We start from the raw sequence: 14,231 nt of genomic DNA, 5'->3' as shown, positions 1-14,231 counted from the left end.
TCGGCGCTCCGCCGGCCCGGTGTCACACCGGTGCTGTTCACCGCCGACAGGCGAATTGTCGGTGCCGGGTCGCATGATGGTGGCTGTGAGCGCGCTCGACGGTTTCTCGCCCGCCACCCGTGACTGGTTCACGGGTGCCTTCGCCGCGCCCACAGCCGCCCAGGAGGGCGCCTGGGCGGCGGCGCAGGCAGGTCGCAACGCACTGGTCGTCGCGCCGACCGGTTCCGGCAAGACCCTCGCCGCGTTCCTCTGGGCGCTCGACAGGCTGGCCACCGAGCCGGTCCCGGAGGACCCGCGGCGGCGCTGCCGCATCCTCTACGTCTCCCCCCTCAAGGCCCTCGCCGTCGACGTGCAGCGCAACCTCCGCTCGCCGCTCACCGGTATCCGGCAGGCCGCGCAGCGGATGGGCCTGCCGGTCCCCGACGTCACGGTCGGCATGCGCACCGGCGACACCCCGGCCGAGGAGCGCCGCCGGTTCGGCCGCACCCCGCCCGACGTGCTGGTCACCACCCCCGAGTCGCTGTTCCTGATCCTCACCTCGGCGGCGCGGGAGTCGCTGCTCGGTGTGCAGACCGTGGTGATCGACGAGGTGCACGCGGTCGCGGGCACCAAGCGTGGCGCGCACATGGCGCTGTCGCTGGAACGTCTCGACGAGCTGCTCATCCGCCAGGGCAACGGTCCCGCGCAGCGGATCGGGCTGTCGGCCACGGTGCGCCCGCTCGACGAGGTGTCCACGTTCCTGGCGGGCGCGCGGCCGGTCGAGATCGTGCAGCCGAGGACCCCGAAGACGATCGAGGTCGCGGTGCAGGTCCCGGTGCCCGACCTCGCGGCGCTCGACGAGCAGCCCGCGCCCGGCAGTGCCGACGAGGAGGTCATCGGCTCGGCCGCGGGCACCGCGCGCAGACCGTCGATCTGGCCCGCGGTGGAGCGGCGGCTGCTGGAGCTGGTCCGCGAACACCGGTCGACGATCGTGTTCTCCAACTCCCGACGCCTCGCCGAGCGGCTCACGTCCCGGCTCAACGAGCTGGCCGCCGAGGAGGCCGCGGCCGACGAGGCTGTGGACCTCGACGAGATCGCGTTCCCTGCTGAGGCGATCGGGCAGTCCGGGATCGGCGGCGGCGCCCCGCCGACGGTCGCGCGCGCCCACCACGGCTCCATGTCCCGCGAGCAGCGCACCCAGGTCGAGGAGGAGCTCAAGAGCGGGCTCCTGCCCTGCGTCGTCGCCACGTCCAGCCTGGAGCTGGGCATCGACATGGGCGCGGTCGACCTCGTCGTCCAGGTCGAGGCACCGCCCAGCGTCGCGTCGGGGCTGCAGCGCGTCGGCCGGGCCGGCCACCAGGTCGGGGCGGTGTCGCGCGGCGTCGTGTTCCCCAAGTACCGGGGCGACCTCGTGTCGTGCGCCGTCGTCGCCGAGCGGATGGCGAGCGGCGCGATCGAGTCGATGCGCTACCCGCGCAACCCGCTCGACGTGCTCGCCCAGCAGATCGTGGCCATGGTCGCCATGGAGACGTGGACGCTGTCCGACCTCGCGGCCGTCGTCCGCCGGGCCGCGCCGTTCGCCGCGCTGCCCGACTCGGCGCTGCACTCCGTCCTCGACATGCTGGCCGGCCGGTACCCGTCCGAGGAGTTCGGCGAGCTGCGCGCCCGCATCACCTGGGACCGCGTCACCGACGAGCTCGCCGGGCGCCCCGGCGCCCAGCGTCTCGCCGTCACCTCCGGCGGCACGATCCCCGACCGGGGCCTGTTCACCGTCATGACCCCCGGCGGGGCCGACGGCGCGGGGTCCCGGGTCGGCGAGCTCGACGAGGAGATGGTCTACGAGTCCCGCGTCGGCGACACGTTCCTGCTCGGCACGTCGAGCTGGCGGGTCGAGGACATCACCCACGACCGCGTGATCGTCACGCCCGCGCCCGGCGAGCCGGCGCGGATGCCGTTCTGGAAGGGCGAGTCGATCGGGCGGCCGCTGGAGCTGGGCCGCGCCGTCGGGGCGTTCGTCCGCGAGATGGCGGGCCTGCCCGACGAGCAGGCCCGCGAACGCGCCGCCGCCGCGGGTCTCGACGAGTGGGCCATCGACAACCTGCTGGCCTACCTGCACGAACAGCGCGACTCCACCCGCCACGTCCCGTCCGACCGGACCATCCTCGTCGAGCGCTTCCGCGACGAGCTGGGCGACTGGCGCCTCGTCGTCCACTCCCCCTTCGGCGCCCAGGTCAACGGGCCGTGGGCGCTCGCCATCGCGGCCCGGATGCGGGAGCGGCGCGGCGTCGAGGTCAGCGCCGCGGGCGCCGACGACGGGATCGTCCTGCGCCTGCCCGACGCCGTCGACGACAACGGCTCCGAGGTCGTCCCCGCGGCGGAGGACGTGCTGCTCGACCCGGCCGAGGTGGAGCAGATCGTCGTCGGCGAGCTGGGCGGGTCCTCGCTGTACGCGTCCCGGTTCCGCGAGTGCGCGGCCCGTGCGCTGCTGCTGCCGCGCCGCGACCCCCGGCGGCGCAGCCCGCTGTGGCAGCAGCGGCAGAAGTCGGCGCAGCTGCTGTCGGTCGCCGGGAAGTACGAGCAGTTCCCGATCACCCTCGAGGCGATGCGCGAGTGCGTGCAGGACGTCTACGACCTCCCCGGCCTGCGTGAGCTGATGGCCGACGTCGGGTCCCGCAAGGTGAAGGTCGTCGAGGTGGCCACGTCGCAGCCCTCGCCGTTCGCCCGCAGCCTGCTGTTCGGCTACGTCGGGATGTTCCTCTACGAGTCCGACGCCCCGCTCGCCGAACGCCGGGCCGCGGCACTGTCGCTGGACTCGACGCTGCTCGCCGAGCTGCTGGGGTCGGAAGCGATCCGCGAGCTGCTCGACCCGGAGGTGCTCGCCGAGGTCGAGGCCTCGCTGCAGCGCACCGCCGAGGACCGGCACGCCCGCGACGCCGAGGGTGCCGCCGACCTGCTGCGGTTCCTGGGCGACCTCACCGAGGCCGAGGCCGCCGCCCGCGGCGTGCAACCCGCCTGGCTCGCCGAGCTGGAGGCCGCACGCCGGGCCATCCGGGTCCGCATCGCCGGCGAGCAGCGCTGGCTCGCGATCGAGGACGCCGGCCGCGTCCGCGACGCGCTCGGCGCCGCGCTGCCCGTCGGTGTGCCCGAGACGTTCACCGAACCCGTCCCGGACCCGTTGGGCGACCTGGTGATCCGCTACGCCCGCTCGCACGGACCGTTCCCGCCCTCCGACGTCGCGGCCCGGTTCGGGCTGGGCGTCGCCGTCGTGGCCGGGGTGCTCGACCGGCTCACCGGCACCGGGCGGCTGGTCCGCGGCGAGCTGCGCCCGGGCGCCGACGGCATCGAGTACTGCGACGCCGAGGTCCTGCGCCGGCTGCGACGGGCCTCGCTCGCGCGGCTGCGGTCGGAGGTGGAGCCCGTCGAGCAGCGGGCGCTCGGCCGGTTCCTGCCGGCGTGGCAGGGCGTGCGCGCCGCGACCGCAGCCCCCGGCCGCCGTGGACGGTTCCGCGGCGCGCCCGGACCCGAGGACGTCATGGGCGTCGTCGAGCAGCTGGCGGGGGCGCCGCTGCCCGCGAGCGCGCTGGAGTCGCTGATCCTGCCCGCCCGGCTGCCCGGCTACTCCCCCGCGCTGCTCGACGAGCTCACCGCCGCCGGTGAGGTCACCTGGACCGGCTGCGGGACCCTGGCCGGTTCCGACGGCTGGCTCGCGGTCGCCCCCGCCGACGTCGCCGACCTGCTGCTGCCCGAGCCCGAACCCGACGTCGCGGCCACGCCACTGCACCGGGCGGTCCTCGGCGCGCTCGGCATGCCGCCCGACGCCACCGCGCTGCCTGCCCATCCCGGCGCGGCGCTGTTCTTCCGCGGCCTCGCCGACACCGCGGCCCGCACCCTGCTCGACCAGGGCGAACAGGCCCCCACCGACGACGCCGTCGGCACCGCGATCTGGGACCTCGTGTGGGCGGGACTGCTGACCAACGACACCCTCGGCCCGTTGCGCGCCAAGTTGTCCGGCGGCCGGGGTGGCGCGCACAAGCAACGCCGCCAGGCACCCCGCGGCCGCTACGCCCAGCTCCGCGCCGGCCGTCCCGCGATGCCGACGCGCGGGGGGCCGCCGTCCGTGGGCGGTCGCTGGGCGCTGGCGGCGGGCCGCGAGACCGACTCCACCCGCCGCGCCCACGCCCGCGCCGAGGCCTACCTCGAACGGCACGGCGTCCTCACCCGCGGTGCGCTGTCCACCGAACGCGGTAAGGGGGGGTTCGCCGCGGTCTACCGGGTGCTCCGCGCGATGGAGGACTCGGGGCGCTGCCGGCGCGGGTACGTCGTCGACGGGCTCGGGGCGGCGCAGTTCGCCGTGCCGGGCGCGATCGACCGGCTGCGGGCGCTGTCGCGTCCCGACGGCTCGGCGGCCCCGTCCGCGGGCGCGGCCGCGCCCGACCTCGCGGGCGACCCGACCGGCGACGGGTTCGACGATTTCCTGTCGGCTCCCGATGCTCCGGGTGGGCCGGGGACGGGCCGTCGTGGCGGGCCCGCGCAGTTCGCCGGCCGCGGGCGGCCGGAACCCTCCGGACCGTCGGCGGTCGTGCTGGCCGCCGCGGATCCCGCGCAGCCCTACGGTGCCGCGCTCGACTGGCCGTCGACGGTCGGCGAGTCGGCGCACCGTCCCGGCCGGAAAGCGGGGGCGCTCGTGGTCCTCGTCGACGGGGCGCCCGCGCTCTACGTCGAACGCGGTGGCCGGTCGTTGCTGTCGTTCACCGACGACCGCGCCGAGCTGCGCGCCGGCGCGGACGCGCTGGCCGGCGCGGTGCACGAGGGCTGGCTGGGGTCCTTGGCCGTCGAGAAGGCCGACGGGGTGGGGTCGCTGGCATCGGACCTGACCGACGTCCTCACCGAGGCGGGCTTCCGGGTGACCCCGAAGGGTCTGCGCCTGCGCGCCTGAACCGCGCGGACCCCGGCGCCGGTCACCCCCCGCGCCGCCGAGCGCACTGCCCCGGGTCCGGCTGCCCCGGGTCCGGCTGCCCCGAGTCCCGCGCCCCGGTCCGGTGCCGGCCGCCGACGCCGACCGCCCGACGCCGCTGTCCGCGATCGGTCGGGGTGGCGTCGGCGGCCGCCGCGGACGGCGCCGGGGCGACCCGGCGGTCCGGGGTGCGGGTGGCCGGAGCCCGGGTCTTGTCGGGGCGCCCGGACCGCAGCATCCTGGGTGTCCGGCGCGGTGTCGCGTCGCACCGCGTTCCGGGAGTGTCGGGATGACCCGCCGGCCGTCGAGCGTCGCCGCGCAGGGGCTCGCGGTCGTCGCCGTCCTGCTCGTCCTGACCGTGTCGGGGTGCACCGGGGTGGGGTCGGGCGACCGGACCTTCGACATCCACTCCCCCGGCGACCTGGTGTTGTCCCCGGACGGGGGCCTGGTCTACGTCGTCGACCAGGCCGACGGGGTGGTCCGGGCCCTGGACACGACGAGCGGGCGGGAGCGGCTGCCTGTCGATGCCCCGTTCACCGACTCGCTCGCCATCGACCATCGGGGTGCGCGGTTGTTCGCGTTCTCCCGGTCGGCGGGGGCAGTCACCGAGATCGATCTGCGGTCGATGGCGGTCTCCGCGCGCATCTCGGCGGACGACCCGGTCGCGGTGGCGGTCGCGCCGGACGACTCCCGCGCGTACGTGGCGAGCGGGCGTGGTGGGTCGCTCACGGTGGTGGACCTGGTGTCGGGGAGGGCGGTTGCCCGTCCGGTGGGTGCCTCGCCCAGCGACGTGGTCGCGGCGGGTGCCCACGTGTACGTCGCGTTGTCGGCGGGCCGGACGATCGCGGTGCTGACCCCGGACGGTGTCGTGGCGGGCCAGGTCCGGTTGCCGCCGAGCGCCGTGACGAGGGGGAACCCGATCAAGGTGGGGGTGACGCCGGACGAGTCGACGTTGCTGGCGCTCGACGCGGTCCGCCGCGAGCTGTACGTGATCGATCCGCGGTCGTCCCGGCTGCTGGCGACCCTGGGTGCGGCGGAGGGGGCATCGCAGCTGCGGATGTCGGCGGACGGGGCACGCGCCTACGTCGTCGGCACGACGGCGACCGACATCGCGGAGATCGACGTCCGCGGCCGTGTCCGGGTGACGACGGTGCCGCTGGGGTGCGGTCCGGGCGGGATCGCGGAGACGCCGGACGGCCGGGCCCTGGTCGCGACGTGCCCCGGGCGGGACGCGGTGCTCGTGCGGGCGCGCCCGGGGTGACACGGCGGCTGCGGCGTCGGATGATCGGGCCATGCGCGACGACGCCGACGGTCCCCTCATGCGCCGCCCTGCCGCGGATGTCCTCGACACGACCGGGATCGGTCGCTACGTGGGGTGGCTCGCCGCGGAGCGGGGTCTGCGGTTCGACGACTACGACGCCCTCTGGGAGTGGTCGGTGGCGGAGCCGGAGGACTTCTGGGAGTCGATCTGGGACCACTTCGCCGTCGACGGCGACCACGAGCGGGTGCTGGGGTCGTCGGAGATGCCGGGGGCACAGTGGTTCCCGGGCTCGACGGTCAACTACGCGCGCCACATGCTGCGCCACGCCCTGTCCGGTGAGGTCGACGACCAGGTGGCGATCATCGCCCGGTCCCAGACCCGGGAGCCGGTGGAGCTGACGTTCGCGGAGCTGGCCGAGCAGGTCGGCCGGGCCCGCGCCGGGCTGCGGCGGCTCGGGGTGCGGGCGGGCGACCGGGTCGTCGCGTATCTGCCCAACATCCCCGAGGCGCTGGTGGCGTTCCTGGCGGCGGCGAGCCTGGGGGCGACGTGGGCCTCGTGCGCACCCGAGTTCGGGTCGCGGTCGGTGGTCGACCGGTTCGCGCAGGTCGAGCCGACGGTGCTGCTGACGGTCGGTGGTTACACCCACGGCGCGAAGGCGATCGACAAGAGCCGGGACGTCGCGGCGATCCGGGCCGGGCTGCCGAGCGTGCGGCATGTCGTCGCGGTGCCGTTCGGGCCGGTCGAGGTGCCGGACGCGATGTCGTGGGACGAGCTGCTGGCCGAACCGGGGCCTCTCGAGTTCGAGCCGGTGCCGTTCGACCAGCCGCTCTACGTGTTGTTCTCGTCGGGGACGACGGGCCTGCCCAAGGTCATCGTCCACTCCCACGGCGGCATCCTGCTCGAGCACCTGAAGCTGCACGCGCTGCATCTCGACACCCGTCCGGGCGACCGCGTGCTCTGGTTCACGACGACGGCCTGGGCGATGTGGAACATCACGATCTCGGCCATGCTCGTCGGCGGCTCGCTGGTGCTGCTCGACGGCAACCCGCTGTACCCGGACCTGCAGGCGCAGTGGCGGATCGTCGCCGAGACGGGTGCGTCGCTGCTCGGGACGAGCCCCGGCTACCTGATGGCGTGCCGCGCCGAGGGGGTCCGGCCGACCGAGCTGCTCGGCGGCAGCGCCGGCAACCTGCGCCAGATCGGCGTGACGGGCGCGCCGCTGCCCGCGGAGGCGTTCGACTGGATCGCCGAGCAGTTCGGCGACGATCTGCTGACCAACTCGATCAGTGGCGGGACGGACGTGTGCAGCGCGTTCGTCGGCGGTGGGCCGTGGCAGCCGGTGTACCGGGGCGAGATCTCGGGGCCGTGCCTGGGTGTGGACGTGACGGCGTTCGACCCCGACGGCAAGGAGATCGTCGACGCGCTGGGCGAGCTGGTGGTGCGGGCGCCGATGCCGTCGATGCCGGTGCGGTTCTGGGACGACCCCGGCGACGTGCGCTACCGCGAGGCCTACTTCGACACCTTTCCGGGGGTGTGGCGCCACGGGGACTGGGTGGTCCGCACGCGGTACCGCAGCTTCGTGGTGACGGGCCGGTCCGATGCGACGCTGAACCGTGGCGGGGTGCGGCTGGGGACGGCGGAGTTCTACTCGGTCGTCGAGGACCTGCCGGAGATCGCGGACAGTCTCGTCGTGCACCTCGAGGACCCGACGGGCGCGACGTCGGGGAACCTGATGCTGTTCGTGGTGCTGCGCGACGGGGCGGAGCTGGACGACTCGCTGCGCGGGCGGATCCGCGCCACGTTGCGGGCGGAGCTGTCGCCGCGGCACACGCCCGACCTGATCGCGGCCGTCCCGGCGGTGCCGCGGACGTTGACGGGCAAGAAGCTGGAGAAGCCGATCAAGCAGGTGCTGCTCGGGAAGGAACCTGGCGAGGTCATCAGCGCGGACGCGGTGAGCGACTTCGACGCCGTCGCGGCCTACCGGGACGCGGCCCGCACCTGACCCGCCGGCCAGGTCTCGCGCAGGTCGGCGCGGCGCGGGCGTCAGGTGGCGAACGCCGCCCGCAGCCCGCGCAGCCCGTCCTGCAGCGACGTGAGCGCGGGCCCGCAGACCGCCGGGTCCGATGCCGGGCCCTGGCCGGGCGGGAGCAGGCAGCCGCCCCGGGTGAGCCGGTCCACCGAGCCGTCGACGGCGTCCGCCGCCGCGGTGACCGCGGCTTGTTCGGTGGGGCCGTGGGCGGCGGCGCGGGCGGCGACGGTCGCGTTGGCGACCTCCCGGACGAACCGCGCGCACTGCGGGTAGACCTGCGCTCCGTCCTGGGTGGCGCACTCGTCCTTGGCGAACACGGTGAGCTTGTCGACGACGTCCTCGCGCTGCGCGGTGGGCGAGGAGTCGCGCGCGGCCTGGGCCGCGGTCGTCGAGTTCTGCGGGCTCGCTGCGCACCCGGCGGCGGTGAGCGCGGCGACGACGGCGAGCAGCCCCGACAGCAGGCGCAGCCGGGGACGGACAGAACCTCGCACAGACACCGGCACGTCCCCGACCCTATGCCCGCCACCGATTCCGCCGACGCCCACCCGGCCCCGCCCCCGAACGAACGGCCGGCCCCGCACGAGACGGCCCGCCCCGCCCCGGACGGCACCGCCCGCCCCGGACGGCACACAGAAGGAGCACGGGGAGGGTGGGTAGCTCAGTGCCGCCCACCCTTGCGGCTGCCGGGTCTGCGGCGCCCCGCGGCCGCCTTCCCCGACGTCCCGCCCGGCCGGCGCGACGCGGCACCCGCCGGCACCTGCACCGCCCCACCGCGGCGGGCCGGGACGGGCTTGGCGCCGGGTGTGCGTCCGGGGGCCGCGGGCCGGGCGCCCGGTCGTGGCGCGGTGTCGGCGGCGACGGTGGCGCGTTGTTCGGCGAGCCGCGCGTCCTCGCGGTCCATCGCCTTGTGGACGAGATGCTGCTGCACCATCGTCCAGCAGTTGTTCGTCAGCCAGTACAGCAGGATCGCGATCGGGAACGTGAAGAACAGCCCGCCGAGGAGCACGCCGAGCGGGAAGATCCACGGCGTCAGCTTCATGAACCCGGCCATCTGTGCGGCCTGGGTGCCGGGCTCGGGGACGGTGGTCCGGGCAGCCAGCTGCTGACGTTGCGACCCCCGCGCCGTGATGTGGGTGGCGACGGCCGCGAGCAGCATCAGCGGCACCGCGACGACCAGCACCTCCCAGCGGTCGACGTGGGCGCCGAAGGAGTCGAGCAGCGACTGCGGCATGGACACCCAGGACGACAGCGGCGCCCCGAACAGCCGGGCCTCCAGGAAGGAGCGGACCTCGTCAGGGCCGAAGACGTAGTTGCCGATGGCGGCGTTCTGCTCGAACGTGAGGCCGGGCCGGTTGAAGTAGCGCAGCACGTGCAGCAGCGCGAGGAACACCGGCATCTGGATGAGCAGCGGCAGGCAGCCGCCGAGGGTGGAGACGCCGTGCTCGCGTTGGAGCTTCTGGGTCTCCTCCATCATCTTCTGCTTGTCGCCGGCGTGACGTTTGCGGATGTCGGCGAGCTGCGGGGCGATGACGCGCATCCGCCGCCCGGACCGCACCTGCGACAGGAACGGTTTGATCATGACGGCGCGCAGGGTCAGTACCAGGAAGACGACCGACAACGCCCAGGCGAACCCGCTGGACGGGCCGAGGACCAGCGCGAACGCCTGGTGCCAGAACCACATGACGGCGGAGACGGGGTAGTAGAGGAAGTTCAGCACGGCGCCGCCCCGTTCGGGACGCGCGCGTGACCGGTCGAGGACACGGAGGAGCTCCAGGAGGACCGTCGGAATGGGACAGGGGTGTCCCGGCGGTCGCTCCGGAGAGGGGTCAGACCGCCGGGAGCGGTCCTGACGGGGCTCGTGCCCTGGTGTGCCCGGCGGCGTCCGGGTCCTCCTGGCGCGGTGGCGCGCAGCGTGATCGGGACTGGCGCAGGGCGCGGGCGGTGACGGCGTGCAGCGGTGCGGCGGCGATGCGCAGGACGGCGGAGGCGTGCCGCGCCATGCCCCACGCCCACAGTGCGGCACCGAGGACACCGATGACGACGCCCGGCTCACCGGCGACCAGCGCGCAGCCGAGGACGAGCAGGACGACTGCCTGCACCATCTGCTCGCCGCGCATCGTCACCCCCTCGCCGTCCACGACGGTACCGGACGTGCGGGCCGTCAGGGCGTCAACAGCCCCCGCCGGTAGGCGGCGGACACCGCGCTGGCACGGTCGCGGACGTCGAGCTTGGCGTAGATGTGCAGCAGGTGGGTCTTGATCGTCGCCTCGCTGATGAACAGTCTGCGGGCCGCCTCGCGGTTGGTGGCCCCGCCCGCGACGAGCTGCAGCACCTCCAGCTCGCGGGCGGACAGGGCTTCCTCGGCGGGTCTGCGGACCTGCCCCATGAGCCGGCCGGCGACGGCGGGTGAGAGCACGGCCTCTCCGCGGTGGGCGGCGCGGACGGCGCGCAGCAGTTCCTCGCGGGGGGTGTCCTTGAGCAGGTAGCCGGTGGCGCCCGCTTCGATGGCGGGGAGGACGTCGCGGTCGGTGTCGAATGTGGTGAGGACGAGGACGCGTGGGCCCGCGCCGTTGCGGCGTAGCTGTCTGATGGCCTCGACGCCGCCCATCACCGGCATCCGCAGGTCCATGAGGACGACGTCGACGGGTTCGTCGAACGCGGCGAGCCGGGCGAGTGCCTCGGCACCGTTGCCGGCCTCCCCGACGACGGCGAGGTCCGCCTCGGCGGTGAGCACCCCCCGCAGCCCGTCGCGGACGACGGGGTGGTCGTCGACGATGAGAACCCGGATCGGGTTCATGGGCAGACCTCCGCAGGGATCGCCGGCACGCTCGCACTCAGGGCGGTCCCCTCGCCGGGGGCGCTCTCCACGGTGAGTGTGCCCGAGACCCGGTGCACGCGTTGTTCCATCGCGGTGAGCCCGAAGCCGCCGCCCGCGCGGTCGGGCAGGTCGAAGCCGCGGCCGTCGTCGCGGACGTCGAGGACCACCACGTCGTCCATGTAGGACAGGGTGATGCCGACGGTCGTCGCGTCGGAGTGCTTGGCGACGTTGGCGAGCGCCTCCTGCGCGACCCGGAACAGCGCGACCTCCACCTCGGGCAGCAGCGGTCGCGTCGGTCCGGTGGTGTCGCGGCGGACCCGGATGCCGGTGGTCTGCGACCAGCGGTCGACGAGGTCGCCGAGCGCCTCGGGCAGCTGTGCGTGCTCCAGCGGTTCGGGGCGCAGTGCGTCGACGGAGCGGCGGGCCTCGGTGAGGCTCTCCCGGGCCAGGCCGCGGGCGATGCGCACCCGTTCGCGCACGTCGGCGTCGGTGGTGGCGGCGTCGGCGGCTTCGAGCTGGGTGACGATGCCGGTGAGGCCCTGCGCGATGGTGTCGTGGATCTCGCGTGCCATCCGGGTCCGTTCGTCCTGCACCCCGGCCTCGCGGGCGCGGACGACGAGCTGCGCGTGCAGCTGGACGTTCTCCGCGAGCGCGGCCTCCAGCTCGGCGTTGGCGCGTCCCAGGTCGGTGATCATCTTCTTGCGGCGTTCGGTCTGCTGCCCGCTCATGGTGGAGAACCAGACGAAGCCGCCCGCGATCAGGGAGTTGCCGATGAGCAGCGCGAGCATTCCCCACCACCAGCCGGGACTCCACGGCAGCGCGAGCCTGCCGCCCATCTGGGAGAACGCCGCGCAGGCCGCGGCGGCGGCGATGGCCGGGAACCGCCAGGGACCGTGCAGGTAGCAGGCGGCGTGCCCGTAGGCACCGATCGTCATGAACGCGAAGAACGGCGAGATCCAGGTCAGCACGGCCATCAGGACGATGAGCCCGACGACGTAGACGGCGCCGATCCACGGGGTCCGGGCGGGGATGGGTTCGCGGACCGAGAACAGCCAGATCCAGACGAGGGCGACCGCGCTGAGCGAGCCCGTCCAGGCCCACGTGCCCGCGGTCTCGCCGCTGAGCGCGACCGCGGTGAGGATCAGGCCGATGGCGAGGCCGATCACCGCCGCGAAGCGGTCGATGAAGTTGTCCACCCGCTCCTCGACGGCGTCGAGCCGGTCCTGCTCCCGCGTCGTCATCGCGCCCCCTACTCCCAGCGGAAGAACCTAGTCGCGAGCGCCGCGGTGAGCACCGCCCAGCCGGCGAGGACCGCCAGGTGCAGCAGCTGCGGCCACGACCCGGCCGCGGCGGCCTGCAGTGCGCCCGCGCCCGCACCGAGGGGGGTGTAGTCGCTGATGGTGCGCAGCATCTCGGGCATGACGTCGCGGGGCAGCCACAGCCCGCCGAAGAACATCAGCGGGAAGAACAGCACGGTGCCGATGGCGTTGCCGGCGCGCCCGCTCGGCGCGACGGCGGCGACCAGCAGCCCCAGCCCGTAGACGGCGGCACCGGTGAACAGCAGCGCCACCATGTAGCCGAGCGGCGACTGCGGCAGCGGCACCCCGAACGCCAGCCGGGCGACGACCAGTACCAGGACCGTCGACACCAGGGTGACGCCCATCATCGTGGCCATGATCGCGAGCAGCAGGGTCTGCGGGCGGACCGGGGTGGTCCGCATGCGGCGCAGCACCCCCTGCTCGCGGTAGGTCGCGACGACGGCGGGCAGCCCCTGCACCGCCGACGTCGACAGCACCATGGCGACGATGATCGGGGTGTAGACGTCGATGAGCCGCGGGCCGCCGGGTGTGAGGGGTTCCTTGAACGACGGGATCAGCCCCAGCACGAGGAGCAGGACCGTCGGGAACGCGAGGGTGAAGAAGGCGCCGACGCGGTCGCGGGCGAACAGCCGCGACTCCGACAGCGTGAGGGCGCGCAGTCCCGCGAACGGGCCGCGGGTCCGCCGTCGTGCGGTCGTCGGCACCATGGTGGTGGTCATCGGGTTCCCTCCCCCGTGAGGGCGACGAACGCGTCGTCGAGGCGTGGCTGGGTGACGCGCAGCTCCGCGGCGATGATCCGCTCGTGCGCGAGTGCGGTGGTGACGGCGGCGAGGACGTCGCCGGTGCCGGTGATCTCGACCCGCCCGTCGCGGTGGGTGACGACGGAACTGACGTCGGGCAGTGCGCGCAGCATGTCCTCGTCGACGGGCTCGGACGGCCGGAACCGGATCACCTGCGGTGCCTGGGTGCGTTGCACCAGACCGGACGGGGTGTCGATGGCGACGACCCGCCCCGCGTCGATCAGCGCGATCCGGTCGCAGAGCCGCTCGGCCTCCTCCATGAAGTGCGTGACGAGGACGACGGTGACGCCGTCGTCGCGGATCTGTTCGACGAGCTCCCAGGTGTGCCTGCGCGACTGCGGGTCCAGCCCTGTCGTCAGCTCGTCGAGGACGGCGACGCGCGGCTTGCCGAGCAGCGCGAGCACGATCGCGAGCCGCTGTTGCTGGCCGCCGGAGAGCTTGCCGAAGCGGGTGTCGCGCCGGCGTGTCAGGCCGAGCCGTTCGACGAGCGCGTCGCCGTCGGCGGGATCGTCGTAGAACGAGGAGTAGAGGGCGACGGCCTCGGCGACGGTCATCCGCTCGGGGAGCTTGCTGTCCTGCAGCTGGACGCCGAGTACCTGGCGCAGCGCGACGACGTCACGCTGCGGGTCGAGCCCGAGGACGCGGATCGTGCCGCCGTCGGGGACCCGCAGGCCCTCGATGCACTCGACCGTCGTCGTCTTGCCGGCCCCGTTCGGGCCCAGGACGCCGAAGATCTCCCCCTCCTGCACCCCGAAGGACACGTCGGCCACGGCGACGTGCTCGCCGTAGCGCTTCTGCAGGCCGTTGACCTCGATGACCGTCATGTATCGAGGGTGTCGTGGCGGCGGCCCCGGCGGATCGGACGCGCGGCTGTGTCCCGGCCCCGGCGCGGTGGAGTGCCCCGTCAACCGATCGGTTGACCACGCGCCCGCCAGGATCCGCGCGCAACCTCACGGTCGTCGACCGGGCGGGGAGCAGCGGTGAGGTTGCGGCCGACGTGCGGCGCGCAACCTCACTGCCGGCGTACGGCCGCGGAACAGCAGTGGGGTTGCGCGCGACGGGGTCGGGCGG

10 protein-coding genes are annotated in these 14,231 nt (G+C 74.5%); 3 read left to right on the top strand and 7 right to left on the bottom strand.

What is annotated here, in order from left to right; translation table 11 throughout:
- The first annotated feature begins 73 nt into the window (after positions 1-73).
- From AB7F12_RS23245 to AB7F12_RS23235, 3 genes are all read left to right on the top strand, one after another.
- On the top strand, positions 74-4,915 hold the full coding sequence (locus AB7F12_RS23245) for an ATP-dependent helicase (RefSeq protein WP_428499044.1): 4,842 nt from the start codon (positions 74-76) through the stop codon (positions 4,913-4,915).
- Positions 4,916-5,222: 307 nt separating this feature from the next.
- Positions 5,223-6,194 carry a hypothetical protein gene (locus AB7F12_RS23240; RefSeq protein ID WP_428499045.1) on the top strand — a complete coding sequence of 324 codons (972 nt, stop codon included), beginning with the start codon at positions 5,223-5,225 and terminating at the stop codon, positions 6,192-6,194.
- A gap of 31 nt (positions 6,195-6,225) precedes the next feature.
- Positions 6,226-8,196, top strand: a complete 1,971-nt coding sequence (locus AB7F12_RS23235) for an acetoacetate--CoA ligase (protein WP_428499046.1) — start codon at positions 6,226-6,228, stop codon at positions 8,194-8,196.
- Between the two features lie 41 nt (positions 8,197-8,237).
- Here AB7F12_RS23235 and AB7F12_RS23230 read toward each other — a convergent pair whose 3' ends face one another.
- From AB7F12_RS23230 to AB7F12_RS23200, 7 genes are all read right to left on the bottom strand, one after another.
- Positions 8,238-8,726 carry a hypothetical protein gene (locus tag AB7F12_RS23230; RefSeq protein ID WP_428499047.1) on the bottom strand — a complete coding sequence of 163 codons (489 nt, stop codon included), beginning with the start codon at positions 8,724-8,726 and terminating at the stop codon, positions 8,238-8,240.
- A gap of 155 nt (positions 8,727-8,881) precedes the next feature.
- A complete protein-coding gene (gene yidC, locus AB7F12_RS23225) occupies positions 8,882-9,940 on the bottom strand; it encodes a membrane protein insertase YidC (RefSeq protein WP_428499048.1) in 1,059 nt (352 codons plus the stop codon).
- 109 nt (positions 9,941-10,049) lie between these two features.
- Complete coding sequence (locus tag AB7F12_RS23220) at positions 10,050-10,361, bottom strand: DUF6412 domain-containing protein (RefSeq protein ID WP_428499049.1); 312 nt, start codon at positions 10,359-10,361, stop codon at positions 10,050-10,052.
- 23 nt (positions 10,362-10,384) lie between these two features.
- Positions 10,385-11,020: a response regulator gene (locus AB7F12_RS23215; RefSeq protein WP_428499050.1), complete on the bottom strand. Its 636-nt coding sequence runs from the start codon at positions 11,018-11,020 to the stop codon at positions 10,385-10,387.
- Complete coding sequence (locus tag AB7F12_RS23210; protein WP_428499051.1) at positions 11,017-12,282, bottom strand: sensor histidine kinase; 1,266 nt, start codon at positions 12,280-12,282, stop codon at positions 11,017-11,019. The genes AB7F12_RS23215 and AB7F12_RS23210 overlap by 4 nt, the downstream gene beginning before the upstream one ends.
- An 8-nt stretch (positions 12,283-12,290) precedes the next feature.
- Positions 12,291-13,079, bottom strand: coding sequence for an ABC transporter permease (locus AB7F12_RS23205; protein WP_428499052.1), 789 nt, complete (start codon positions 13,077-13,079; stop codon positions 12,291-12,293).
- The gene (locus AB7F12_RS23200; RefSeq protein ID WP_428499054.1) at positions 13,076-13,984 is read right to left on the bottom strand and encodes an ABC transporter ATP-binding protein; all 909 of its coding nucleotides are present in this window, start codon (positions 13,982-13,984) and stop codon (positions 13,076-13,078) included. Before AB7F12_RS23200 ends, AB7F12_RS23205 begins: the two co-directional genes overlap by 4 nt.
- Positions 13,985-14,231: the final 247 nt, after the last annotated feature.

The sequence above is a fragment of the Pseudonocardia sp. genome (assembly GCF_050250275.1).
Taxonomy (GTDB): domain Bacteria; phylum Actinomycetota; class Actinomycetes; order Mycobacteriales; family Pseudonocardiaceae; genus Pseudonocardia.
The sequence above is the reverse complement of the archived record's forward strand: the minus strand, read 5'-3'. Positions and strand labels throughout refer to the sequence as shown.

Bases quoted from the DNA above. Each gene is read 5' to 3' on its own strand.
- AB7F12_RS23240 (WP_428499045.1), top strand. From the start codon at position 5,223: ATGACCCGCCGGCCGTCGAGCGTCGCCGCGCAGGGGCTCGCGGTCGTC.
- AB7F12_RS23215 (WP_428499050.1), bottom strand. From the start codon at position 11,020: ATGAACCCGATCCGGGTTCTCATCGTCGACGACCACCCCGTCGTCCGC.
- AB7F12_RS23210 (WP_428499051.1), bottom strand. From the start codon at position 12,282: ATGACGACGCGGGAGCAGGACCGGCTCGACGCCGTCGAGGAGCGGGTG.
- AB7F12_RS23245 (WP_428499044.1), top strand. From the start codon at position 74: ATGATGGTGGCTGTGAGCGCGCTCGACGGTTTCTCGCCCGCCACCCGT.
- AB7F12_RS23200 (WP_428499054.1), bottom strand. From the start codon at position 13,984: ATGACGGTCATCGAGGTCAACGGCCTGCAGAAGCGCTACGGCGAGCAC.
- AB7F12_RS23235 (WP_428499046.1), top strand. From the start codon at position 6,226: ATGCGCGACGACGCCGACGGTCCCCTCATGCGCCGCCCTGCCGCGGAT.
- AB7F12_RS23205 (WP_428499052.1), bottom strand. From the start codon at position 13,079: ATGACCACCACCATGGTGCCGACGACCGCACGACGGCGGACCCGCGGC.